19 protein-coding genes are annotated in these 25,589 nt (G+C 40.3%); 8 read left to right on the top strand and 11 right to left on the bottom strand.

Translation table 11 applies throughout. The annotated features are described in order from the left end of the window. The first annotated feature begins 330 nt into the window (after positions 1-330). The 4 genes from MTCD1_RS03065 to MTCD1_RS03050 all read left to right on the top strand — a co-directional run bounded on the left by MTCD1_RS03065 (position 331) and on the right by MTCD1_RS03050 (position 9,387). Positions 331-3,495, top strand: a complete 3,165-nt coding sequence (locus MTCD1_RS03065; RefSeq protein ID WP_057179254.1) for a glycosyl hydrolase family 18 protein — start codon at positions 331-333, stop codon at positions 3,493-3,495. 88 nt (positions 3,496-3,583) lie between these two features. Beyond that, positions 3,584-5,176, top strand: coding sequence for a lytic polysaccharide monooxygenase (locus MTCD1_RS03060; RefSeq protein ID WP_057179253.1), 1,593 nt, complete (start codon positions 3,584-3,586; stop codon positions 5,174-5,176). A gap of 114 nt (positions 5,177-5,290) precedes the next feature. Continuing rightward, on the top strand, positions 5,291-7,909 hold the full coding sequence (locus MTCD1_RS03055) for a glycosyl hydrolase family 18 protein (RefSeq protein ID WP_057179252.1): 2,619 nt from the start codon (positions 5,291-5,293) through the stop codon (positions 7,907-7,909). A gap of 209 nt (positions 7,910-8,118) precedes the next feature. Further along, a complete protein-coding gene (locus tag MTCD1_RS03050; protein WP_057179251.1) occupies positions 8,119-9,387 on the top strand; it encodes a leucine-rich repeat-containing protein kinase family protein in 1,269 nt (422 codons plus the stop codon). 65 nt (positions 9,388-9,452) lie between these two features. Here the strand turns inward: MTCD1_RS03050 and MTCD1_RS03045 are convergent, their stop codons facing one another. Beyond that, positions 9,453-11,456 (bottom strand): methyl-accepting chemotaxis protein, encoded by a 2,004-nt coding sequence (locus MTCD1_RS03045; RefSeq protein ID WP_057179250.1) that lies wholly within the window; start codon positions 11,454-11,456, stop codon positions 9,453-9,455. 133 nt (positions 11,457-11,589) lie between these two features. After that, positions 11,590-12,477, bottom strand: coding sequence for an alpha/beta fold hydrolase (locus MTCD1_RS03040; protein ID WP_057179249.1), 888 nt, complete (start codon positions 12,475-12,477; stop codon positions 11,590-11,592). 583 nt (positions 12,478-13,060) lie between these two features. Here MTCD1_RS03040 and MTCD1_RS03035 point away from each other — a divergent pair. After that, positions 13,061-13,471 (top strand): CBS domain-containing protein, encoded by a 411-nt coding sequence (locus tag MTCD1_RS03035; RefSeq protein WP_057179248.1) that lies wholly within the window; start codon positions 13,061-13,063, stop codon positions 13,469-13,471. A 195-nt stretch (positions 13,472-13,666) separates the two neighbouring features. Here the strand turns inward: MTCD1_RS03035 and MTCD1_RS03030 are convergent, their stop codons facing one another. Continuing rightward, positions 13,667-14,491 carry a hypothetical protein gene (locus MTCD1_RS03030; protein ID WP_057179247.1) on the bottom strand — a complete coding sequence of 275 codons (825 nt, stop codon included), beginning with the start codon at positions 14,489-14,491 and terminating at the stop codon, positions 13,667-13,669. 198 nt (positions 14,492-14,689) lie between these two features. Further along, on the bottom strand, positions 14,690-15,937 hold the full coding sequence (locus tag MTCD1_RS03025; RefSeq protein ID WP_231732938.1) for an IS4 family transposase: 1,248 nt from the start codon (positions 15,935-15,937) through the stop codon (positions 14,690-14,692). A gap of 394 nt (positions 15,938-16,331) precedes the next feature. Between MTCD1_RS03025 and MTCD1_RS03020 the strand changes: the two genes are divergently transcribed. Beyond that, positions 16,332-16,562, top strand: a complete 231-nt coding sequence (locus tag MTCD1_RS03020; protein ID WP_057179246.1) for a glutaredoxin family protein — start codon at positions 16,332-16,334, stop codon at positions 16,560-16,562. Between the two features lie 333 nt (positions 16,563-16,895). Here the strand turns inward: MTCD1_RS03020 and MTCD1_RS03015 are convergent, their stop codons facing one another. Continuing rightward, complete coding sequence (locus MTCD1_RS03015; protein WP_057179245.1) at positions 16,896-17,078, bottom strand: hypothetical protein; 183 nt, start codon at positions 17,076-17,078, stop codon at positions 16,896-16,898. Positions 17,079-17,570: 492 nt separating this feature from the next. Further along, entirely contained in the window at positions 17,571-18,755 is a 1,185-nt protein-coding gene (locus MTCD1_RS03010; protein ID WP_057179244.1) for a BaiN/RdsA family NAD(P)/FAD-dependent oxidoreductase, read from the bottom strand. A gap of 325 nt (positions 18,756-19,080) precedes the next feature. On the opposite strand from MTCD1_RS03010, the gene MTCD1_RS03005 reads away from it, so the two are divergent. Beyond that, a complete protein-coding gene (locus tag MTCD1_RS03005; protein WP_057179243.1) occupies positions 19,081-20,595 on the top strand; it encodes a DUF4397 domain-containing protein in 1,515 nt (504 codons plus the stop codon). Between the two features lie 10 nt (positions 20,596-20,605). Then, a complete protein-coding gene (locus MTCD1_RS03000; RefSeq protein ID WP_057179242.1) occupies positions 20,606-20,935 on the top strand; it encodes a winged helix-turn-helix domain-containing protein in 330 nt (109 codons plus the stop codon). Positions 20,936-21,088: 153 nt separating this feature from the next. Here MTCD1_RS03000 and ftnA read toward each other — a convergent pair whose 3' ends face one another. From ftnA to MTCD1_RS21140, 5 genes are all read right to left on the bottom strand, one after another. Continuing rightward, a complete protein-coding gene (gene ftnA / locus MTCD1_RS02995; RefSeq protein ID WP_057179241.1) occupies positions 21,089-21,616 on the bottom strand; it encodes a non-heme ferritin in 528 nt (175 codons plus the stop codon). Between the two features lie 222 nt (positions 21,617-21,838). Next, on the bottom strand, positions 21,839-22,312 hold the full coding sequence (locus MTCD1_RS02990) for a peroxiredoxin (protein WP_057179240.1): 474 nt from the start codon (positions 22,310-22,312) through the stop codon (positions 21,839-21,841). 141 nt (positions 22,313-22,453) lie between these two features. Next, positions 22,454-24,403: a methyl-accepting chemotaxis protein gene (locus MTCD1_RS02985; protein WP_057179239.1), complete on the bottom strand. Its 1,950-nt coding sequence runs from the start codon at positions 24,401-24,403 to the stop codon at positions 22,454-22,456. Positions 24,404-24,510: 107 nt separating this feature from the next. Next, positions 24,511-25,329, bottom strand: a complete 819-nt coding sequence (locus tag MTCD1_RS02980) for a class I SAM-dependent methyltransferase (RefSeq protein WP_057179238.1) — start codon at positions 25,327-25,329, stop codon at positions 24,511-24,513. Continuing rightward, positions 25,329-25,484 carry a hypothetical protein gene (locus tag MTCD1_RS21140; protein WP_157447778.1) on the bottom strand — a complete coding sequence of 52 codons (156 nt, stop codon included), beginning with the start codon at positions 25,482-25,484 and terminating at the stop codon, positions 25,329-25,331. Before MTCD1_RS21140 ends, MTCD1_RS02980 begins: the two co-directional genes overlap by 1 nt. Positions 25,485-25,589 lie beyond the last annotated feature (105 nt).

Here is a 25,589-nt window from a genome sequence, read left to right as displayed (position 1 = left end):
GCAAAGAACAAGTAGTATATATTTATTGGGAATACCTTATAACATAATATTTCAATGGTTATTTTTTAACCTGACAGTCCTATTAAACAACAGCTACAATATAATTAACATCCCATTAACACCACCATACACATCCAAATATGTCTAAAATTACAGTTTTTTACTGTCGTTCTGAAAACATTCTCAACCAACTGATTTTAATAAATAAAAACAGACTAATTATTATCCTGCTAATTTTTGTCTACAAATGGCGACATATTGACCTTTAAAACTTATGTGTTATTTTTAAATAACATCATGAATAATGTTAAATAAATGTAAAGGAAGAGTATGGAACAGATAATAAAAATAAATAAGGCCTTAAAGTTAAGTGCGCTATTCGTCGCTTTACTGAGTAATTCTGTTTATGCGGCCACTTATGATTGTAGTAATTTAACCCAATGGCAAGCAGAGCAAGTATCGGTAGCCGAGCAAATAGTAAAATCAGCTGAGCAAGCGTTTAAAGCAAACTGGTGGAACAAGACCGACCCGGTAACTCATTCTGGCGAATGGCAAGAATGGCAAAACCTAGGCACTTGTGCTGGTGTCGTGGTTGAAAACAGTCCACCTACTGTGTCTATCATCTCACCGGCAAAAAATAGTTCTTTCTTTAAAAATGACAGCGTTGTCTTTTCCGTATTCGCCGCTGATGAAGACGGTAGTGTCACCAAAATTGCACTGTATTTAGACGATGTTATGTTAACTACGTTAACTAGCTCGCCCTACCAATTCACTTGGTCTGCAGTCTTAGGTGAACATCTGTTAAAAGCCATTGCCTTTGATGATAAAGGTGCACAAACGAGTACGGAAAACACCACACTAACAGTAACCGCTAAAGATACGCCTCCGGTCAATGAAGCACCAACGGCAACATTAATGGCAACCTTACCCAGTAAAATTTTAGTGGCGAGTACCATAAATTTTGAATATTCCGCCACTGATAGCGACGGTCAAGTGACTCAGTTATCGTTACTTGAGAATGGTGTGGTGATAAATACCATCGATGCCGCTTCAGGCAGCTTTACCTGGACAGCAACTGCCTTAGGTCCGCAAGCTTTTACTGTGGCAGCAACCGATGACCAGGGTGCAACTGCACTCAGTAATACTATCAACTTTACCGTAGTTACCGATGGACAAACAGGTAACGATGCTGACGCCTGTCGCCCTGAAGGCTTATACCAAACACCAGGCGTGAATACGCCATACTGTACAATTTACGATCAAAATGGTCGTGAGTTGATGGGCGTAGATCACCCGCGCCGTATTATTGGTTACTTCACCAGTTGGCGAAATGGCGCAAACAATCAACCAAGTTACTTGGTTAATGATATTCCCTGGGACAAGGTCACCCATATCAATTACGCCTTTGCCCATATAGACGCTAACAATAAAGTATCCATTGGTGAGCCAAATTCAGCCAACAATCCTGCCACCAATATGGAATGGCCTGGTGTTGTCGGTGCAGAGCTTGATCCTAGCTTGCCGTATAAAGGTCACTTCAACCTGTTAAATAAATATAAAAAGTTACACCCTAAGGTGAAAACCTTAATTTCGGTCGGCGGTTGGGCTGAAACAGGTGGTCACTTTGCTGACAATGGTCGTGTTGCCGATGGCGGTTTTTATACCTTAACCACCAATGCCGATGGCACAGTTAATCATGCAGCAATCTCAGCCTTTAGCGCCAGCGCGGTTGAATTTATTGAAAAATACGGTTTCGATGGTGTCGATATTGATTACGAATACCCATCATCAATGGCTGATTCTGGTCATCCAGATGATTTCAGTTTTTCAAATGCCCGCCGAGCACAGCTAAATGCTTCCTATCAAGTACTGATGAAGTCACTACGTGAAAGTCTCGATATTGCCGGTGAAGCGGCTGGTAAACATTATTTACTGACCATAGCGTCACCATCATCGGGTTACTTATTGCGCGGTATGGAAACCTTCCAAGCAACACAATATCTTGATTACGTCAATATCATGTCTTACGACTTGCACGGTGCCTGGAATTCACACGTAGGTCACAATGCGTCCTTGTTTGATACCGGTTTAGATTCTGAGCTAGCCGCATGGGATGTCTACGGCACTAAAGAATTTGAAGGCATTGGTTATTTAAATACCGACTGGGCGGTAAAATACTTTCGCGGCGGTTTATCCGCTGGTCGTATCAACATTGGTATTCCTTATTACACCCGTGGTTTTAAAGATGTTACTGGCGGTACCAATGGTTTATGGGGTCAAGCAGTTTTCCCAGATCAAGCTAACTGTCCTAAAGGAACAGGTAAAGGCGATAAAAACAGCTGTGGTAATGGCGCTGTCGGTATCGACAACCTTTGGCATGATACCGAAAATGACCGAGAAGTGCCTGCTGGCTCTAACCCGCTATGGCATATTAAAAACTTAGAAAAAGGCATTGTTGGCAGCTACTCAGCCGCTTACGGCCTTGATCCGGTAAATGAGCCAAGTGATAAATTAACTGGCACTTATACCCGTTATTATGACAGCGCTGCCATAGCGCCTTGGTTATGGAATGACAGTAAAAAAGTCTTTATCTCGATCGAAGATGAAGAGTCGATGGCTACTAAGGTTGATTACGTTATCGACCGTGGTTTAGGTGGCGTAATGTTCTGGGAGCTTGCGGGCGACTTTGATTATGATGCTGCCAAAGGTGAATATTTTATGGGTTCAACCATGACCACCATTGCTTATGACAAATTCAATCAAAGTGGCACAGCCTATGGTATAGATAAAGGTAATAAGAACTTTATAAAACCAGCAGCAATGGTTGATGTAAGCTTTGCCGCTAAAGACTTCCCAAGTGGTGATGATAACTACCCTATTAGTCCTACTTTTGCCTTTACTAACAACTCTACCATTGATTTTTCAGGGGCAAAAATATCCTTTGATGTGCCAGTGTCTACGTCAGCAATCTTCAAATCAAACTGGAATGCCACTAAGAAACTTAACATGGCTATTGATAACAACGCCTCAAATAGTGTTGGCAATAACATCGGCGGCTTCGAAAATGACTTCCATCGCTTCTCAATTACCTTGACTGACGAATGGGGCGGCGCAGCTGAACCATTCGCACCAGGTCAAACCGTGAATGCTCAGGTGATGTACTACATGCCAATTAGTGGCCCAGTTAACTTCACCATAGAAAAAGACGGTAAAGTTTTTGCCTTCAAAGCTGAGTACCCAAGCTTACCGGAAGCAACTTCTGGCGGCGGTGACACAGGTGGCGGCTCTGATGGCGGAAATGGCACAACATGTGACGGTGTTGATGTTGCAACACTATCGGTCTACCCAGAGTTCCCGCAAAAAGATTGGGCCGGTAATTCTAGTCATGCCAACCAAGGCGATATGGTTGTGCACAATAATGCTGTTTTCAAAGCAAAGTGGTGGACAAACTCAGCGCCAGGTGGTGCTGACTGGGATGACGTTTGTAGTTTATAAAACCTCTATAAACGCAGCAATTAACTCAAATAATTTTTAATAATTAACCAGCGATAAATACTTAAGTATTTATCGCTAGGGGAACTCTATGTCTAAAAATCAGCTAAAATTTAAGTCCACTACCTTGGCTTTAGTACTAACCAGTGTCTTATCTGGCGCCAGTATGCAAGTTGCTGCCCATGGTTATATGTTCAGTCCTATGGCTCGCCAAGCATTTTGTCAATTACAACAAGGTTACTGGTGGCCTGAAGATGGCTCTAATATTCCCAATGCGGCTTGTCGTGCCGCTTACTTAAGCTCTGGTCACTTTCAATTTGTCCAGCATCATGAATTTGCAGTCAATACTGCTGATTATACAAATTTAGCTGCCGTGAAAGCCAACATACCCGATGGTACTTTATGTGCCGGTGGCGATGACAAGAAAAAAGGCATGAACTTGCCTTCACCTTATTGGCAACGCAGTGACGTGGTGCCAAATGCCAATGGCGATATAAAAATAAAGTTTTTAGCCAGCACGCCACATAACCCTAGCTTCTGGCAGTTTTATTTATCTAACCCTAACTATGATGGCAACACCATGCCACTAACTTGGTCAGATATCACCTTGGTGCAGTCACACGCTAATGTCGATTTCATTAAAGATGACGATGGCCGACGTTTTTATCAGATGGATGTCAACATACCCGCAGATAGAGTTGGCGATGCCATTTTATATAGCCGCTGGCAGCGAGATGACGCAGCTGGTGAGGGATTTTATAACTGTAGTGACATTTCCATAGTCCGAGATAATGTTCAGCCTGACACTTGGTTCAATGCTGGTTTCTACGTAAAACAAGGGCAAGAAGTAGTTGCTGGTGAAACCGTCAGCTTACGAGTATTCAACGCTACCGGCCAAGAGTTAATAAAGCAACAACTCTCCATAACCGAGTTAAATCAAACAAGTTGGGCTAGCGATTTAGCGCAATCATTGAACCTTGATTACAGCCATTTACTGCAAATTGGCGTAAAAAACCCTCAAGGAGATATTGTTTTTGATGGGGCCAGCCTGCTCAGTAATGTCACTTATCTAACCGATAAAGATCATAGCTTTGTTCTTACCATGCAAACTGCACCAGTAAATACCGCACCGATAGTAAATGACATTGCCAATATTGTTATAGCAGAGTCTACCGCACAGGACATTCATGTACATGCCTTTGATGACGAACAAGTGAACTTGGACTTCACTTGGAAGATACCGAATGAAATAAGCTATACCGGCACTGATGCCAATATCACTATAGTTGCCCCGGCTGTTGATGCCGACACCAACTTTAACCTCAGTGTCGAAGTTTCAGATGGCCGGTTAACCACCACAAAAAGCTTTACCGTCACGGTTACCAACAGCTCAGTCGAGCCAAGCGTTCCGCAATGGCAAAGCACTACAGCCTACTCTACTGGCGATAACGTTAGTTATGAAAATAAAGTTTATTCGGCCAAATGGTGGAACAAAAACCAATTTCCTAGCAGCGGCAATGCTTGGCAACTCGACTCACCCACCGACGGTAGCATGATCATTTGGCATGCCCAAAATGAATACTCCCAAGGTGCTGTGGTTAGCTATCAACAAATTAACTACCAAGCAAAATGGTGGACCAAAGGTGACCAGCCTGATGTCAGCAATGTTTGGCAAAAACGTTAATTCCCTGCCTTAGGAAAAGGCCTTTGCTCAAGAATCCCCCACAAAATAATACCAACAACAATGCTGATAATACCAAGGGTATAAAATTCAGCAATATTATAATAAGAGGCAATTATGAATAGAAGATTACTGACAATGTGCGCAATCAGTGCCGCACTCTCATCGCAACAAGCCGCTGCAGCACCCGCTGTACCAAGTATAGATTGGACCCCACAAACCTACTCTTTTGTAGAAGTAGACCTTGAAGGCAATGGCTCCTATAAAGATTTAGTGACAGTAAAAGAGCAAGTTGATATCGCTATTAAATGGAATTCCTGGAGCGGCACTGGTGGCGATAGCTACAAAGTATATTTCGATAATGCACTGGTTAATCAAGGCACTTTCGCTGCAGGCACTAAAAGCGGCGTTATTAACTTTCCTTATGATAGATCTGGTCGTCATCAGCTAACTATCGAATTGTGTGAAGGCACAGTGTGTGCAACCAGTGCACAAAAAGAAATCGTTATTGCCGATACCGATGGCGGTCATTTAGCCCCCCTAACCATGAATATAGATCCGAATAATAAAAGCTATCCAAAACAGATAGATAATGTTGTTGGTGCTTATTTTGTTGAGTGGGGAATTTACGGCCGTGGTTATGATGTTAGCCAAATACCCGCGGATAACTTAACGCATTTATTATACGGCTTTATTCCAATTTGTGGCGCTAATGAGTCACTCAAAGAAATAGAGAATGGCAATAGCTGGCGCGCATTAGAAAAAGCCTGTGCAGGCTCGGCTGATTATGAAGTGGTTATTCATGACCCGTGGGCAGCAGTACAAAAAACCTTACCCGGTATAGACTCAAACGAGCCTATTCGTGGTACCTACGCGCAATTGATGGCGTTAAAACAACGTAACCCTGATTTAAAAATACTACCTTCTGTTGGTGGCTGGACGTTATCAGACCCTTTCTATGGTTTTACTGAGAAAGCTAACCGTGATGTGTTTGTTGCCTCAATGAAAAAATTCTTAAAAACATGGAAATTCTACGACGGCGTTGATATTGACTGGGAATTTCCTGGTGGTAGTGGTGCTTCATCAACATTAGGTGACCCGATTAATGATGGTCCAGCTTATGTTGCTTTAATGCAAGAGTTGCGCACCATGTTAAACGAGTTAGAAGCGGATACCGGTCGCACCTATGAATTAACCTCAGCAATCGGCTCAGGTTATGACAAAATTGAAGATGTCGACTACGCCGCAGCTGCGCAGTTTATGGATTACATTTTTGCCATGACTTATGACTTTTTTGGCGGCTGGAACAACGTTACTGGTCATCAAACTGGTTTAAATTGTGGTAGCCATTTGAGTGTTGATGAGTGTAATGGCACGGGTTTGGATGATAAAGGCGAACCACGTAAAGGCCCTGCTTATACCATCACCAATGCGGTAGATTTATTATTAGCACAAGGTGTAGCGGCGAAAAAAATTGTTGTTGGTACTGCTATGTATGGTCGTGGTTGGCAAGGTGTATTTCCAGATAACACCAGCATTTTAGACAATCCCATGACAGCTGACGGTACTGGAAAACTGACCGGCACTTCTGCACAAGGTATTTGGGAAGCCGGCATTATTGATTACAAAGGCCTTGCTCAGCATATGGTTGGCGCTGCTGGTACTGGTGTTAATGGTTTTGAAGTTGGTTATGATGAAATGGCTGATGCGGCTTATGTATGGAACAAGCAATCAGGCACTTTAGTGACTTACGATAGCCCACGTTCTGTTATTGCTAAAGGTCAATATGTTAAAGCCAGTGGTTTAGGTGGTTTATTTGCTTGGGAAATTGATGCCGATAATGGCGATATTCTCAATGCCATGCATGAAGGTTTAGGTGGCACGGTAGGCCCAATTAACAAAAAACCGGTGATTTCATTAGCCAGTAGTTTTTCGGTTAACTCTGGTGAAATGATTACTATCGCAGCGACAGCAACTGATGCCGATAATGATGCCTTAACCTATAGCTGGACAGTTGCTAGTGCCTTAACAACTGGGGCAACTAATAGCGCTAATGTTGATATTACCGCCAGTACAGTTAGCCAAAATACTAACTATGTATTAACCCTGACAGTATCCGATGGTAAAACAAATGTAAGTAAATCGACCACATTAACGGTAGTTGCACCCAGTACTGGTAATATTGCGCCTGTTGTTAACGTTATAAGTGATGTAACGATAGAAGAAGCAATGCAAATAAGCATTACTGTTGTTGCTAGCGATGCTGATAACGACGCACTAACTTACACCTGGCAAGTACCTACCGGTTTAACACTTACAGGCTCAGGTGCCAATGTCACCTTAACGGCCGGCGACGTAACAGCTGATACTAACTATATGGTAAGTGTTGAGGTGAGTGATGGTACTGCCGTTACTTCACAAAGTTTCACCGTTACGGTAACTAACAAAGCTACCGGCGGCAGTGGTACTTGGGACAGCAGTAAAATCTATAATACTGGCGATACTGTTATTTATAACCAGGTAACTTATAAAGCCAATTGGTGGACTAAAGATGAACAGCCAGATCAAAGTGCTGCATGGTCGGAAGTTATTCCTGATGACGGTCAAGTAAGAGCCTGGCGCGCAGATTTAGTGTATAACGGCGGCGATAAAGTGTCACATAATAACGTAACGTATACCGCTGCTTGGTGGACTAAAGGTGAGCAGCCTGGTGTTGCCAGTGTTTGGAAAAAATAATCCTAAATGTAATGAAGAATTAAGTTAACTCCCTACACTTTTGCACCTAGCTTCAGCAATGAGACTAGGTGCTTTTTTCAAAAAGTAAAACCACAAATTCGCTTGACTAATGTGGCTGAAATTCACATTAGATCGCATAGCATGAGCATTACAGCCAGAATTCCAGTACACTAGCGCCGTTTTTCATTACCTCTAACGGACGCTTTATTTTGCACACTCTTGCTCAGCTTCGCTCTGGTGAACTCGCCGGCATTAATCAGTTAAAACTCGCTGAAAATCTAACCGAATTCCCCCTAGAAATTTTAACCTTGGCTGACAGTTTAGAGATACTCGACTTATCAAGTAATGCCTTGTCATCGCTACCTGACGAGCTGGTGCAGCTGACAAAACTAAAAATAATTTTCGCTTCGCAAAATAAATTCAGACACCTGCCTGAAGTGTTAGGAAAGTTACCTAACTTAGAGATGGTTGGCTTTAAATCAAACCAAATAACACACGTAGCGCCAAACTCACTGCCGGCGCAATTGCGTTGGTTAATATTAACCGATAATCAAATTACCACCTTACCTGACTCTTTAGGTGAACGACCTAGATTACAAAAGCTAGCCTTAGCCGGTAACCGCTTAACGCAATTACCGCAATCATTAGCCCGAGCTCATAAGCTTGAACTGATTCGAATTTCAGCCAATAAGTTAACTGCATGCCCGGAGCAATTATTAAACTTACCAAAGCTAGCTTGGCTGGCTTTTGCCGGTAACCCATTCTCAGAACTTAGTGCCAGAGAAAAAGCTAAGGCTAAATCGGTACCTGAGCTATCATCAGCTAGCTACAATTTAGAACATGTCCTTGGCCAAGGCGCTTCTGGCGTTATTTCAAAAGCCCATTGGCATAGTGCCCAGTCTCAATTCCCTGATGACATTGCCGTGAAAGTATTTAAAGGTGATGTGACCAGTGACGGCTACCCAGAAGATGAATTACAAGCGTGTTTGCAAGTCGGTAATCACCCAAATTTAATACAATCGTTGGCGCAAGTGAAGGAAGACTTAAACTCAGGAGGTAAGTACCTAGCGTTAATCATGAATTTAATTCCTGAACACTATAAAAACCTAGGTCTGCCACCTTGCTTTAAAAGTTGTACCCGTGACACATTTCCACAAGGTTTTAGTTTAACTATTACCCTCATCACCCACATAGTGCAGCAAATGGAAGATGTCTTTAACCACATACATAAAAGCAAAGTATGTCACGGTGATTTATACGCCCATAACACCTTATTTGATACTCAAGGTAATATCATTTTTGGCGACTTTGGTGCTGCTACTAGCTATCAAATGTTAACGCCAGCACAGCAAGAAAAAGTACAACAAATTGAACACCGAGCGCTAAATCATTTTATTGAAGATTTATTAACTATTTGCGCTGAAGAAGATAGAGCTAGTGAAACGTTTAAGGTATTAAATGAGCGAGTACACTATTAACAGCACAAAAAAAAGCGTGCAGATGAACATCTGCACGCTTAAGTTTTGTTAATTTAGTTTAATGATTAAACTTTGAATTGATTAACGACTGTAGTCAGATTTTCCGAATAGGTTTGTAAACCCTGTAAACCCTCACGCATTTCTGCGGCGCCTTGTACAGTATCTTCGGTCAACGCTCGCACATTTTCGATGTTTTTCGAGACCTCTTCAGCAACGGTTGACTGCTGAGTAACCGAGAGCGCAATTTCTTGTGTTTGGCTTTGAATGTTACTAATAACACCGGTGATCTCAGTTAACACCGCTTGCACTTGCTCAGTAAGCTCAACACTAGACTGAGCCTCGACTCGGCTACTTTCCATCACTGTCACCGCTTTTGATGCTGTGGTTTGTAGCTCATCAATAATTTTTTCGATACTCGCCGTTGATTCTTGTGTCCGCGAGGCTAACGTTCTCACCTCATCGGCAACCACGGCAAAACCTCGACCTTGTTCACCCGCTCGAGCCGCTTCAATGGCGGCGTTTAAGGCTAATAAATTGGTTTGATCGGCAATACCGCGAATCACACTCAACACGTCACCAATGCTCTGGCTATCTTCTTTCAGTTTATTAACCACAGTTGCCGCGGCACTAATATTTTCAGCTAACTTGCTGATACCGGCAGTGGCTTGATTAACCACGGATGCCCCTTGAGCAACGTGAGCTTCAGCACTATTGGCCAACTCTTGTGATAAATTAGCGTTATAGGATATTTCACTACTATTTTGCGCCAATTCATTCGCCGAAGTGGCAACCAAGGCAATTTCTTGTTTTTGCTCAGCAATAATTTCGATAGTTTGCTTACTAATAGCGGAAGCAATCTTGGTTGATTGCCCCACTTCGGCAGTAATCACCACGGTTTCTTTCACTAAGGCTTGAATTTTATCAATGAAGGTATTGAATTCTTTGACTAATTGACCAATTTCATCATCTTTAAGCGGTTCAATACGCTTAGTCAAATCACCATCACCTTCCGCGATATCATGCATGGTTTGTTGTAAACGAGTGATACGTTTAGTCAGCGGTAAAACCATCACATAAACAACTACCGAGATTAAGACGATGATAATCAAGACGATAAAGCTTGATGACCAAAAAGCTTGGGTAACGGGTTCAGAAATAAGCTTTTCTGGCACCATAAAACCTAGCTTCCAGTTCATTTTAGGAAAGTCACTGCGTACCTGATTAAAGACAACTGTATACTGTTCCCCTTGCCACTCAACACTGCCCATACCGGAAGAATTATTTAAGGCTAGGTGCTGTAATTGGCTAAAGCCCGACGCATCAGCAAACTTAGTGTCTATGTCTTGCATCAAATCACCTGGCGAGAAGCGCGTATTGAAGCCAGGAAAAAACACCAGTTTACCGGTATCTGTCATTAAAAAGGCTTCACCTTCACCTTGATATTTAATTTTTGACAGTAAATCTTTACCTATAGTGGAGATTAAAATATCAATACCACCAATGCCTAATAGTTTGCCATTAGGTAAGTAATAAGGCCCGGTTACTGTCGCTGAAATAGAGCCATCATTGTTATCAACCGCAGGGTCGGTAACATACATTTGCCCTTGCTCTATACCATAAGTCCACCAAGGTCGTTGATTGGTGTAATAGTCGGCATCGGTATAGCGACCATTTAAATCAAAATATTCATGAGTATTTTCACTACCAAAAAAGACACTTTTAATGGCTGGATCTTTCGTTGAGAAAAATTTAAAATATTCAGTGACTTGTTGGTATTGCTTATTGTTATCGATATCTGCAAGTCTTTGGTCATAGTTGGAAAACCAATCGATAACTTGTGGGCTAGCAAAAACACTGTGCACTATTTGTCCTTTCGCTTCAAAAAAACCACGTACCTCTGCCGATTGCAGTTTCACAATATCTTCAATCGAGCTAATGATTTGTGTTCGCGTGTTATCACTGACATTTGACAGGATAAAAAATGAAGTGATGATCAGTAATAGCGCCACTGCACCTGATATGCCAGCAACTAACTGACGCATAATAGAACGGTTGATAAAATTAAACATGAACTTCCTACTGCATGATTGGTGTTGAACAAGTTTGAGCTTTTATTATCTGAAATCAAAATGTTAATGTTGATAAGACAAAAACTGTATCACGGCTCGAATGAAATGGCTATCTAGCGAGATTTTACTCAAATTATTGATGCGTTTTTAGCCATGTAGCTAACAGTGGAAAATGATCGGTAACCGCCTGTGGGTGAGTCAGAATATTAATATGATCATAATCTAGGGCATTACCATTTTTCTTTGACAGTAAATTAAACTTAGCTTGATGATTATATGACTCGGCAATAAAAGCTTTTACATCTTGCTCATGCCCTAACACCTTATCTTTTACCCCGGTAAAATGCCAAGACGGCGGCCATACTATATTTTTAGCGGCGTTGTTATAATCGAAACCATCGTGAGGATCTAGCCAAGCACCTTTTTTAACCCAAGCAACACTCTGTGCAAGCGATTTTTTCGTTTCATTATCTGAGCCTATGCCATACCTTTTTGCGTCTAAAAAACCATGCTTATTTGCTAGCTTGATGGCAAAATTATTCCAAAACAAATTCACTTTTAAAAACTTTTCTATACTTCTGACCGTTACCGACCTTTTTGTGCCAAAACAGGTGTTACTTAACACTTGTGATAAACGTTCTGGATAACGAGCTAAACAACTCGCCATCAAGACACCGCCCCATGAGTGAGCAACAACATGCATGGCTTTGTTGGTTTTTTTAGCGATGTAATCTAAAAGCATGGGAATATCTTGGCTAATCACTTCAAATTGACCAAAATCAGACTTGGCATTTATTATTGGTGTGCTTTTCCCGCGACCACGCAGGTCAGCAACATAAACATCAAAGCCCTGTTCCGCTAAATAACAGGCTAAACCTTTACCTTTCTCAGTATAAAAAATAAAGCCATTCTCTATCGCTCCGTGGATCATTAATACCGGTGTGCCCGCTGAATTTTTAGAAATATGGCGAAGATGTAGTTGGTAACCTTCACCTTGAATATATAACGACTGCTGCTTCATTGCTTACTTACAACCCTCTATAATAATTTACCGCAATCAAAGGTCTGACCACTGAGCCATTAGCATACAGTTAAATAAAACATCAGCAAGGAGCATGATACTTTTTTGAATAAAAACAAAATTGAGCGCATATATAAATAATTTATATGCTGGCACGATACTATGATCTAGTTCAGCTAAATTTCGGTGCTAAACACATCAAAAGCCACCTATAAATTGCTCCATTGAACGTCGTCTTGGTGCGTATTACAGAAGTGAAATCCTGCCTCACTAACGGCAGGTCCAAGACTTAAAGCGGTCGTTAGCATCATCATTCTCTTATGACTTCTGCTTAGTCTTACCCCCGCATGCACGCCTCGGCGGACAGCACCATTTCGGTGCAAAGAAGACCTCCTTCAACCCGATAACCGCTATATATTACCAGACAGTGGTTATTTGTTGGTCGTATAAAAAGCTAACTATTTGTAATAAAACAGTTAATTTTTGTATGCTATAGATGGCACGGCTGTTGCTTCCTATCATTCGACCACAAATAACAATCAACAATACCCAAACGAGCGACCCACCGCTTCAGGAGCCTAACATGCAAACCATCACCGCTGAAACCATCATGGACCGTTCACCGTTATCATTTCGCCCCGATAGCGGGGTGATCGTCGCCCTGCGCCAGCTGCTAACCGCCAGTATGTCTGGTGCACCTGTGGTTGATGCCGATAACAATCTAATCGGTTTTCTGTCCGAAGCTGACTGTATGCGCGGCGCGCTGATGGGAGGCTACTTCTCGACCATCGGCGAGCTAGTTCGCGATCGGATGACAACCGAAGTCGAATCAATCGGTACCAATACCAACCTAGTCGATGTCGCGGAGAAATTCCTGCACAACAATCGTCGGGTACTGCCAGTGGTTGAGGAAGGCAAAGTGGTCGGGCTGGTGCAGCGCCGCTGCGTACTCGAGAAACTACTGGAGCAAATTGACAACAAGTGTAGTGGCTAAGTCATTCTGGCCTTAAATTTATAGTTTCTAACTCGCCATGGCGGCGATAGAGCCTTAGAAAAATACTGCTAATGTCAGCTATTCTTGAAGGTAGTGGACATAAAAGAGAAGCCTATTGCTCTAATAATTAGCACGGCTTTGTGGTAAAAGCAGTCACCATTCGGGCTATTTGGTTGCATCAATTGATTATTCTGTTTAATGTTTAAAACAATGCACTGTAACGCCTTTGGGGCATTCTATTTTACCATTGATTAATGTCCCTCTATCAAAAACGTGAATTTTATGATTTCTTTTGTAAATGTAATTCAAGGGGGTGAATAAAGCGTTATCATTCGCGTAATCTTCCCAAGAATTATCTATTTCATCGTTGCTAGGAGCTGGGCGAGGCTCTTTAAATTTATAATTAAATGATAAGACTAAGGAATTAAAAATATCTGTTAATTTTTGTAGGTCATCAAGTGGGGAAAACAGAATGTAATCACACCTTTTATCTTGCTTTGTTAGGTGGATAGATACAAAGTTAACTTTTTGTTTCAAATCCTCTATAAGCTCCATGATTTCTAGCAAATCAGGAGTGATATGTGATGTTAAATTAGCTGCATTGATATCCATTAGGAAAACAAATCTTTCAAAATCTCTTTCAATTTCTCCTAATGCAAACCTTATTGTGTTTATGTTTTCTTCCTTAGTATGATCTTTATCAACAGCCCGTTTAAATCCCACACGGAGCCAAAGTTCTATATCATCAACCCTTTTAAGTATTAAATGCATTATAGGGGTAATTCTTTTTTTTTCTTGTCGTTTATTCCATACAGCTAAACCTATTAATATAAGTACTGCCTCAATAATAAATCCATGAAATTCCACCCATATACCTTCAAGAAAGTTAGCATTATTGAATGCACCATGCATGTAATCATAAATAGCGACATAGGTTATTACTGAAGCTATAACTAATACAAGTAGGTTACTTTTGATAAAGGTGTTAATACCGAGCAATAGTTTTTTTAAAAAAATCATAAAATAACCTTAAAGGTATTAATATTATATTTTAAGTATTTGATATGCCGCTAGAATACACCTAATTAACTTTAAAAAACCAACCTTATTTGGTTATGTCTGTTGCATTTTCTCATTGGTTATTCATTTTAACGGAGCTAAATATCATTCTTGCACCAAAGACAGCTCTGTGCGCACCAATGTCATTAACTTAAGGATTTAACACATACGTTTATAATTCATAGAGTACTTATTTTTCTTGTTTCTACGGTCTTGTCGAACAAACTTACGATTGGGCCGAATAACACTTAAATTCTTTGATATTTTACTTATCAGTAATTCATATAGCTCAAGTTCAGCTAGCTTCATTGTGAAGCGAACAATATTATCTTTGAGCTGATTTATCGCAAAGGTAAAATTGATTTTATATTCGTAGAGCCTAGTGTTTTTAGGTTTCTTTATTTTTCGCTTTGCATCATGGATAGCAGAAGCAGCAAGGTTTTTGGTCAATAACCTAGCGTGTAAGTCTTGTAAAATACCTTCAACGGAAATACTAGAATAATTCTCAATAGTGAGGCGACTTTTTAATATTTTGTAGTCTTCTTCAACTCCCCAACGTTGGTGATATAAATCAGCGAAAAGAGAAGTCGGATAAGCTTTCAAGTCTGTTAATGATGAAACCAAAACCTCTGGCTCACCTGATGGCAGGTCAACTCGCACTAATCTCAAACGTAGTGATTCGGTTGATATCTTATCTTTTCTACAACGACGGAGAGACTTCTCAATACAAGGAAAATCAACGACATCGCTATATTTTCCACTTTCTATAAAAGCTTTAACCACATTAGAGCTTTTGACTATTCGCATACAAAAGTCGATATTTTTTAGCATATGATATTTATAAAACCAAACAGCGGGATAGCCTCGGTCATAAACTACTAGGTCGCCTGCTTGTGTTTTATTCAAGTGTTTCAATGCCATATCCCGTTCGCCAACAGCATGGCTCTCGACTTGTAAATCAACCGTCATATTGTTTTTAACATCGTATAGTTGAGAAAGTCGGACGGCTGGCATGCCTGCATTTGAACGCGCTCTACCATAATGTTCAAAGAGCTCTTTAGATTGGGGTAATTGTGTGACTGACCCATCAACAGCCAACAGTCTATGGCCTTGCCATTTATCAATGGTTGCAGCTTCATAGAAAGCTTGAATTAGATCATCGTTTAGCTCAATAAAGGCCTGATGGGGGAGTTTCATTCTGGCTTTACAAAAAGCAGCGGTACTAACTGACTTTGTCGACAAGTAGCTATCATCGATAACATTGAAAAACCGAACGAGTTCAGCCTGAATAGAGCCATTGAGAGCATTTAACATAAAACTAATCAAACGAGGAAAAGTAAGGGTTCTATTTCGGGTGAAATGGGTAAGTTTTTTGCGGTGATTTTCTAAAAACTCAGTTGAATGAATTTTATTAGTTAATTTTTGTACTATTTGAATTAAATACTGAACAGCTCATTAGTGATTTCTCTATGTTTTTAATTCATAGCTAGGTTAACAACTAGCTAAGCCATTGTAAATGCATAAATAAACCTTAAGTTAATGACATTGCTGTGCGCAAAGCGGAAGTTACACTACCGTTATTTCTAACCTCCGCTTCAAGCTCATTGCTGCCGTTGGCAGCTCTAAGCTGAAACGATTAAATTAAAGCCAAAACGATTACTTAAAATGCTTTGACCCCATTGGTTTACTGAGTAGCTTAATTTTCTTTGTATATAATCGACAGTTCAGTTAATTCATCTTTGTTTTTTTTTTGAGAGTTTAGTAAAATAGTTAGTATTTAACAGTTCTGTAAAGGTTAGTGATGAAACGTGTTGTTTTATATATTTCAGATAAATGCCCCCATTGCCGTAAAGCTCAAAAATACTTGGATGATAATGGCATTAAATACCGATTAACAAATGCGAAAATGCAGCGCGGTAGAAAAGAGCTTGACGCTATAGGTGCTCGCTCTGTACCAGCCCTTAAAATTGGTAATGAAGTAATGATTGGCTGGAATCTAGAAAATTTTAAGAAACTCTATGCCGCAGATTAAGAAGCTCAATTATCTCATTAGATAATTGAGCAACCCATGGGCACAGAGTTATTGATTACTCTATTTCGACTGGATAACAAAATATAGAGGAGCAAAGCATCATATAACCCGCCCCTTAGCATTATAACCCCATAATTTTTTTATCAATCAGCACAAGTATTGTTGCTAAGCTGACTATTTATTGCGATCAAATTTTGTCTAAATTTTCTCGGCTTTGTGGTAAAAATGACAATTAGCTCTAATTCGTTGTGGGGCTCAGAGCTCACTGTTAGCAACATTAACCAAGCTGATTTTTATGTAGCAATAAATAAAAATCGATACAGAAGTTAAACTCTAGATGTCTGTTGCAGGTAATACTTCCACATATTCATAACTAAATGCTCTGACTTTTTTACCCGAATTTGCAACAAACTCTACCGTTGTTGATCTAGGTAATATCAAGACTGCCTCGTACTCTTCACCAGTTAAAAAAGTGTCCTGACCACATATTAGGTCTTGGGTTAATTTGATCCGCATTACTACTTCTCTCTATCTATGTTGACAATTGAACGGATTATACCACTTTTTCTCCATACAATTTAGTGCAAACAATGTTCTGACTGATATCAATAAAATTTCTGTAAAATAACATCCTATCTGAACATTAAATTTACTTTGGCCGACAAGTACAAAAGACCGTTCGATAGGAAAGCTGATGCTACCGGTTGGTCTGCGGTATTAGTGATTGTATAGTGGTATCTCGCCTTGTGGTAACAGTGACCATAAGAGTCAATCTCATTTGCTGATTTATAATCTAAAACATTCTGCATAGTCACAATTAACCAGTTATTAAAGCCTTCTGTTAAATGGCTATAAATTTAGAGTTTACACTTTATATATCTAGACTATTTACTTTAACTAAAAAACGAAGACTAAATAAATGCAATAATTTCAATGGGGTATCAAATGTCGTTGATAACATTGTCTTCGTTCTTAGCAAAATGTCTTCGGTATAATTCCTTCAATACACTAAACCGCTTGCCCACAAGCAAAACCACTAGCCCAGCAAAATTGAAAATTATAGCCTCCTAACCAGCCGGTAACATCAATGACTTCACCGATAAAAAACAACCCTTGCTGCTTTTTACTTTCAAAGGTTTTTGAAGATAGTTCATCGGTGTTTACCCCGCCCAAGGTTACTTCGGCAGTTCTATAACCTTCGGTGCCATTGGGCTTGATCTGCCAGGCGTGTAAGTAATCACTTAGTGCGGCAATATCTTGATGGTTTAATTGTTTAATTGGTTTGTCGGCGATTACGCCTTCTTTGACCAGCACTTCAACAAAGCGCTTAGGTAACAAAGTCGCCAATAGATTTTTTACCGATTTTTGCCCTTGCTCACTTTGCCACTGAGTTAGGGTATCGCTAAGGTTATATTCTGGCAATAAGTTAATAGTAACCGCCTGCCCTGCGCGCCAAAAAGACGATATTTGTAATATCGCTGGCCCTGATAAACCGCGATGGGTGAACAAAATATTTTCTTGAAAACTAGTACCGTCTTCGCTAGTTATTTCGGTTAATAAGCTGATGCCTGATAAACCATCGAAGCGTTGTTTATCGTGCTCATGCAAGGTAAAAGGTACTAACGCAGCTAAGGTTTCTAAGACATTTAAATCAAATTGTTCGGCAATTTTATAGCCAATGGGTGTTGCGCCCAGTTTAGGCATGGTTAAGCCACCGGACGCCACTACTAACGATTTACAGTGGTAAATTTTATCGCTCGTAGTAACTAAATAGCCCTGGCTGTTTTTAGTAACCGACAATACCTCAGTGCGCAAGTTTACTGCTACTCCGGCCCACTCACATTCGGTCATCAATATATCCACCAGATCTTGCGCGCTATCATCACAAAATAGCTGACCTAGGGTTTTATGGTGGTATTGCAAGCCATGTCTATCAACTAAATCAATAAAGTCTTGCGCGCTATAGCGACTAAGTGCTGATTTAACAAAATGTGGATTTTGACACAGGTAATTTTCAGGACTTGCACCTTCATTGGTGAAATTGGCACGGCCGCCGCCGCTGATTAATATTTTTCGCGCCGGCTTTTTCCCCATATCAACCACAACAACGCTTTTACCACGATAGCCTGCTTGTGCGGCACACATTAAGCCTGCCGCGCCGGCACCAATTATTAATACGTCTGTTGTGATCACTGTTACACCTTAAGAAGAAAACCTGAAAATTTCGCCGCTATTATAATCTGTATGCAAATAGGTCGTATACAAAAACTTACCTTAGCGTTTTACTGTGGTTGCTTTTATAAGTCTTTTTACGGAAGACGCTCCTTGCACATTTGCTGCACATTCGTCGAATCACCCGATAAAAGTGCAGTAAATTACGCGATTGTGCAAGAAAATGTCACGCTAAGTAAAGAAATGCAAAGATTGTGTAAAGGTAGGAACTCTTTCCTCAACTCGCTATCTATTGCTGCATCACATTTGACGACAAATTGTTGTAACTTTACCTTATGGAAAACACATGAAAACACTTAAAACCCTACAAACCTTAAAGAGCTGGCTTGCTGCCAGCATATTATTGACCTTACTCGGTTGTGAATTTAGTGAGGACAGCAGCGGGACAGGTTATGTGAAACTCTATAATTTATCTAAAGACTCACCCAGTATTTATTTAACCATAGATGAAGATCTTACTGAGGATAACAATGATGATGACCACTATGAGCAAACCTATACCGCCATTGCTTATGGTAAAGCCCATAGTAATATCAGCTTAACCAGCAAAAACTACTATTACTACCAGCTTGCCTGGCAAGATGATGACAGTTCAGCGACCGATGATCTGTCGGTCATTTATGAAGATACCCTCGCCTTGGTTGACGATACTATCCAGATGATAGTGCTCAGCGGTAGTATTTTATCGCCACAGGTCATGATACACAGCATTCCGGTCATAGATGATGACGATGATACCACTAACGATCTTTTTAATCTTAGGGTGCTAAATATGCATTCAAACCAGCAAGCCGTTGATTTTTATCTCTCTAAAGAAAATGAAAGTTTTAATGAGGCGATTTTAGTGGGCCAATACAGTTATCAGCAATTATCTGACAATGAAAAACTTGCTCAAGATGACTATATTTTTTATATCACCACTGCTGGTAGCGATGAGGTGTTATTTAGATCAAGCAGCATCCCTTTTGCCTATAGCTCGCAGAACATTATGATAGTAAAAGATAACATGGGAGCAGGTTCTTCACCTTATGTGTTAGATAAAATGTCAGATTCTGCGGTCATTGAGTATGTCGACGCCGAAGCTGAAGCACAATTTAGGGCTTATAATGCCGTTGCCAATCATGAGCAATTAACCAGCTACCAGGAAGTCTTTGCTTTACATATTAATGGCGTTGGTGATAGCCCGGTTATCGCTGCCCTACCCTATGGCGAAATTAGTAATGCCTTGGTCTTAGCAAGTGGTGACTACAGCGTAGATCTCACCAGCACCGAGGATAATACGCCGTTAATGAGCAATCATTTATTATCTTTAGTGGGAAATACTAATAAAACACTCTTTTTCTATGCGGAGCAAGAATATGTTGATAATGATAACGACGGTAATATTGATGAAAATGGTGATGGCATCATTGATGAAATTGACGTTAATGTTTTCTCTTTGATGGTTGAAAATAGTGTACTGAGCAGTATCTATCAGCATGAGATTGAAATAGTAAACTTAATTCAATCGGATGATTTTGCTCAAGTAGCCGTTTTCTTTGTTAGACAAGATGAAAGCATAAGCTCTGCTATTTATCACCGGGAACTTAGCTATAAAAACACTGGCTCAATATTATTAAGAAATAACAGCTATCAAGTTTTTGTTATCGCCAATAATAATGGCAGCTCGATTATCTTAAATTCATTTGAATTAATCATTAATGAGCAATCAAATGAACAGTTTTTAGTGCTTGAAAGCAGTGAGACTTCGCCAACAGGCTATAAAACCACCCTGTTTAACCAAACTGCCGAACAAGAATAAGGTAAGTCTCATGTTAACTAAAGAGCAACAGCTACCCGTAGACAAATTATTAATTGCGCAAGTTGAGTTAAGTTTTTTAAATCGCTCGGTAATATTTTTAGAACAGTCTATTAGTACTACTGGACTAGAATTTAATTTGCTGGCGTTACTTATGAACAATGCCGGTTCGCTAGTGATTAGAGAGGTTATTGCTGAGCGGATTTTTCAACGTAAGCTTGCCCGTTGTGATAAAAGTATTAATAGTCACATGGCCAATTTAAGAAAGAAGTTACTGGTGATATCGAAGCGTACGGTGATTAAAACAGTGAAGGGGCGGGGATATATATTTTTAAAACCTTAACGTCCATTCATTAACTTAAATATTTAACTAAAATACTTAACTAAAAGACGCAATGATTATATTAACTGCTCCCTCAAAGCTTCCCTTTAAGGAAGTGCAAACTTTTGAGGAACAGTTAGTTAAACCGTATGGTTAAGCGCTATAGCTAGGCGCTTATACTGTGGCACCTGTCATTATGCTGGTGCTGCCAGTTTTGGCAAGTTCGGCTAAATCTTTATCAACGAAGAATAACGCATGACCATCGTTACCTACTAGGTTGATTTTATCTAAAATACCTTTGAATAAAGTCTCTTCTTCATGTTGCTCAGCCACATACCACTGTAAGAAGTTGAAGGTAGAGTAATCTTGATTAGTGAATGCTTCATGAGCAAGTGAGTTAATGCGCTCAGTGATTAAACATTCATGGTCGTAAGTTAGTTGAAATAATTGCCCTAAGCTTTCAAATTCATGCGGCGGCGCATCAATAGCACCAATAATAGGTAAGGCGCCCGTTTCACTTACGTAAGTAAATAAACGGTTCATGTGCTGAATTTCTTCATTAGCATGTTTACGTAAAAATTCTGCCGCGCCAGAAAAGCCTTTTTCTTCACACCAGGCACTCATTTGTAAATACAAATTTGAAGAGTAAAACTCTAAATTAAGTTGTTTGTTTAACTTGTCTACCATGTCAGCTTTTAACATAATTTTGCCTTGAATATTTTAATTGGGTGAATTCTGCCTTTTTATCCGAGAACATTCAAGTAAAAATAGCATAAACTACATAAAAAACCTTATTAACCAATGAGTTAATAAGGTTAATCATTCTTGTTTGTGTTCTCTTGTTTATTGCTTTTAGTATCCGCTTTATTAAGCGGCTATTATTAAATACCGCCTTAATAACCAATACTATAACGGCTATGAATGCTACAGCTGAGCAAGAATGACTTCGGCTTTACTGACTTCAAACGCCTTGGCTTGTTCAACATTTAAATGGCTCACTACACCATTATCAATAATCATGGCATAACGCTGTGAGCGCAAGCCACCAAAACTAGCTGTGTCCATGCTTAAACCTAAAGCTTTGCTATAGCTACCATCACCATCGGCTAACATCATGATATTTTCGGCATTTTGCGACTCGCCCCAGGCATTCATCACAAAAGCATCGTTAACAGATAAACAGATAATGGCATCTACACCTTTGGCTTTAAATTCATCCGCCGAAACCACATAACCAGGTAAGTGTGCGGCGGAACAAGTTGGCGTGAAAGCACCGGGTACGGCAAATAACACCACTTTTTTATTAGCAAACAGTTCAGCAGTTTTATGCGTGATCATTTCGCCATTTTTTAATTGTTGTAATTCGCCTACTGGCATTAAACTATTTTGCTTAATCATAAAAACACCTTTATTTGTTATCAGACCAATCGGACTAATTTATGGGTCCGATTGGCATTAGTAATGGAAATAAGTTTTCGAGTAACTTATCCGGATGAACGTTAATTATACCTAGCTTTAGAAACTTAACATAATATCTCACTAAGAGGCTCTATTCAGGGTCAGGCCAATAGCGTTTACTTGCTTAGTGACATCAATCGAGATAACACTGGATAATTGTTGAGAGTCACTCACTTCTTTATCAACATTGGCCATGGCTTGCTCAAAGGCGATAAAGTGCTGGCGTTGACGGGTAATTTGCTCAAGGGTGTCTTGGGCAACCGTTGCTGAAACTTGCGCTTGCCCAGTAACGGCTAGTGCTGTTTCTTGCAATTCATCGGCGATAATACGTTGCTTATGTGACGCTTTTTCAATGTCATTAATAATGCCTTCTATTGAATTGCTGGCGCTGTGCAATTGATTTAAGCGTGCTGAAATTTGCTTAAGTGATTCTTGTGTTTTAGCCGCGAGTTTACGAACTTCGTCGGCGACCACAGAAAATCCTCGGCCATGCTCACCGGCCCTTGCCGCTTCAATGGCGGCATTCAGTGCCAATAAATTGGTTTGATCCGCAATGGCGCTAATGACATCAACAATAGAAGTAACCGATTCAACCGAGTGAAATAGAGAGGTAATAGCACTTTTACTTTCCTTTGCTGCTAAATTGGTCGACTCACTTGCTGCCAGTACTTGCGCAACATGATGCTGACTTACTGCCATGGCTTTTTTGGTAGCCTGGGCATTATTAACCACTTGTCCTGAGAGGGTATTCACTGTTTCGGTGGCCTCACCTAAGGCTTGCATTATTTTTCTCGCCCCTTGCACATGTTCACTGGTGGTGTGTGATGACTGGTAAATTCTTTTTACCTGACTTTCCATGGTGGTTAATGCTTTGGCCACTAAATCAAGTTGCTCTGCTTTGTCTTTATCGTCTTGCGCTAGCTTATTAACCATATGATTAAAGCTGGTTGAAATCTCACCAAACTCAGTGCTTTTATCAATATTAGTGATGTTATCTACCTTGCCTTGTGCCATTAATTGCACAAAACTATCACGTAAATGTCGTAGTGGTTTAAGGATAACACTACGCTGCAAGGCATAGTTTGCTAACAGAAAAACCACCAAAAATATTAATAGTCCAATGACAATAAAATAAAGCTGCTCATTCATTTGCTCTTGCTGTTGGGAGATATCCGCTTCACCTGCCATGATAGCTTGTTCAATGTTGCCTACTTGCTCGGCCAATAATGCTAAGCCCATTTGTCGTTGCTGCTGCTGGGCTAGGGTGTTTTTTAGCTCTCGTTGATAGCGATTAAATAAAGACTGCAATTCATTAATGGCTTCAATACTTACATCTTGAAGCTCTTCGGGTTCGCCAAGTACGTCATCCTCATCAAATAAGTCATCATCACTTGCTGCATAAATCGCTAAAGCCGGTTGTATTGCTAAGAAACGACCTAAATCTTTTAACTCCTCTAAGAGGGCCGTTATCGATTCAATACTCCCTTGTTGCTTAGTAAAAACAGCCTCTCGGGCACTGACTAAATCGGCCAATAATTTCCCTATGGTTTGGGTTTTAATGAGGTAGTTAAACTGTGCCGATAGCGATAATACCCGGGTTTTTTGCACATAGTTAGCGAGATGGTTATTGATGGCCAGCATTGCTTGTTCGCTATTACGCAATAACACTAAAGGATCGCCACTGAGCTTACCCATAGCGCGAAATTTAGTGTCGATATTGTTAGCAAGTGCCTCTGCTTGCCCGTCTATTTGCTTAGACAATTTATCGATATTCAAACGATGTGTTTGTTTAACAATATTAGCGAGTTGCTTTTGCGCCTTATTCAGCAAAGCCGCATCACCACTTTGTAAATACTCAGTAATGGTGCGATTAAACTCAATACTGGTTAAAGAAATAAGTGCTTGATAGCCCTGGTATTGCGCTTGGCTTTTCCTTAAAGATTCACCGACGTGATACATGGTTGCCAAAAAAATCACTGCAAAAATACTGATTGCCGCAACAGACAAGCGGGAGAAGCTAGAAACGCGCATGATAACATTGCCTTTAAGATAAATTAAAGGCAATAATCACGTATTAATATGACAGTAAGGTTACATAAATATGACAGATTTATGTAATTGAGTAAGCCGAGCTAGACTTAAGTAGTCAATTTTGGAATGGCTTGATTAACATAAACATCGAAACGATTTTTTTTCATTTTAATGCTCATCGACGGTTTTTTACCTGCCAGTGGTGGTGCATAACTGGGTCGTTTTACCACCACGCGGTATTTAGCTAACGCGAGTGCAGGTTCAAGTAGGCCATCGGCATCAAGATCTTCACCAACGAGGCATTGAAAAATACGCATTTCTTTTTTAACTGCAGCAGATTTCTCCCGGTGTGGAAACATAGGATCTAGATAGACCACATCAGGCGCGCTGGCCAAGTCCATTTGCTCTATTGATGAACCGTGAATTAACTGCATGTTATTAGCTATATCGGCAACTTCATGATTTAGTTTTGCACGCTCAATACCATCCTCTAAAAGTGCGGCCACGACGGGCATACGTTCCATTAAGGTTAATTGACAACCTAAGCCAGCCAAAACAAAGGCATCACGACCAAGGCCAGCGGTAGCGTCTAAAACATGGGGAGTAAAACCATGTTTTAAGCCCACCGCTTTGGCAATATCTTGACCGCGACCGCCACCAAACTTACGTCGATGGGCGACCGCGCCGGCAACGAAGTCTACTTTGATAGCGCCCAGTTTAGGTTCGTCTAATTTACATAACTCTAAAGCGTGATGATGCACTTGCAAGATAAATTCCAGCTGTGGCTGTTTATTGGCAGCGGCTACATCCCCCAGATAATTGAAATGCCATTTTTTCGCCAGTCGTTTAGCGTATTCACTATCAACATTATCGACATAACCGAGGGCGATGGTATTAAGGTATTCGCTGGCAATAGTTGCGCTCATTAGCTTCCTATATGCTTGCCTAAGAAAGACAAGATTTTTTGATTTGCTTCTAAAATATTATCTTCATTATAAAAGCCATGGCCGTCTTTGTCTTTCACTAACCACTCAAATGAGTAGTTAATTGCTACTAAAGAGGCTTTTAAATTAACTTTCAAAGCAATTCACCTTACAAATCATTAACAACTCTCTCGTATTCATATTAAAATATAAACACTTGCTCCATTTATCATGCAAAGAGATAATAGAAAACTTAATACTTT

Origin of the sequence: Colwellia marinimaniae (assembly GCF_002207865.1) — a bacterium.
In the GTDB taxonomy this organism is placed as follows: Bacteria; Pseudomonadota; Gammaproteobacteria; order Enterobacterales; family Alteromonadaceae; genus Colwellia; species Colwellia marinimaniae.
The sequence above is the reverse complement of the archived record's forward strand: the minus strand, read 5'-3'. Positions and strand labels throughout refer to the sequence as shown.

What these genes read in the sequence shown, in the direction of transcription:
- MTCD1_RS03065 (WP_057179254.1), top strand. Translation starts at nt 331, where the DNA reads ATGGAACAGATAATAAAAATAAATAAGGCCTTAAAGTTAAGTGCGCTA.
- MTCD1_RS03060 (WP_057179253.1), top strand. Translation starts at nt 3,584, where the DNA reads ATGTCTAAAAATCAGCTAAAATTTAAGTCCACTACCTTGGCTTTAGTA.
- MTCD1_RS03055 (WP_057179252.1), top strand. Translation starts at nt 5,291, where the DNA reads ATGAATAGAAGATTACTGACAATGTGCGCAATCAGTGCCGCACTCTCA.
- MTCD1_RS03045 (WP_057179250.1), bottom strand. Translation starts at nt 11,456, where the DNA reads ATGTTTAATTTTATCAACCGTTCTATTATGCGTCAGTTAGTTGCTGGC.
- MTCD1_RS03040 (WP_057179249.1), bottom strand. Translation starts at nt 12,477, where the DNA reads ATGAAGCAGCAGTCGTTATATATTCAAGGTGAAGGTTACCAACTACAT.
- MTCD1_RS03035 (WP_057179248.1), top strand. Translation starts at nt 13,061, where the DNA reads ATGCAAACCATCACCGCTGAAACCATCATGGACCGTTCACCGTTATCA.
- MTCD1_RS03030 (WP_057179247.1), bottom strand. Translation starts at nt 14,491, where the DNA reads ATGATTTTTTTAAAAAAACTATTGCTCGGTATTAACACCTTTATCAAA.
- MTCD1_RS03020 (WP_057179246.1), top strand. Translation starts at nt 16,332, where the DNA reads ATGAAACGTGTTGTTTTATATATTTCAGATAAATGCCCCCATTGCCGT.
- MTCD1_RS03015 (WP_057179245.1), bottom strand. Translation starts at nt 17,078, where the DNA reads ATGCGGATCAAATTAACCCAAGACCTAATATGTGGTCAGGACACTTTT.
- MTCD1_RS03005 (WP_057179243.1), top strand. Translation starts at nt 19,081, where the DNA reads ATGAAAACACTTAAAACCCTACAAACCTTAAAGAGCTGGCTTGCTGCC.
- MTCD1_RS03000 (WP_057179242.1), top strand. Translation starts at nt 20,606, where the DNA reads ATGTTAACTAAAGAGCAACAGCTACCCGTAGACAAATTATTAATTGCG.
- ftnA (WP_057179241.1), bottom strand. Translation starts at nt 21,616, where the DNA reads ATGTTAAAAGCTGACATGGTAGACAAGTTAAACAAACAACTTAATTTA.
- MTCD1_RS02990 (WP_057179240.1), bottom strand. Translation starts at nt 22,312, where the DNA reads ATGATTAAGCAAAATAGTTTAATGCCAGTAGGCGAATTACAACAATTA.
- MTCD1_RS02985 (WP_057179239.1), bottom strand. Translation starts at nt 24,403, where the DNA reads ATGCGCGTTTCTAGCTTCTCCCGCTTGTCTGTTGCGGCAATCAGTATT.
- MTCD1_RS02980 (WP_057179238.1), bottom strand. Translation starts at nt 25,329, where the DNA reads ATGAGCGCAACTATTGCCAGCGAATACCTTAATACCATCGCCCTCGGT.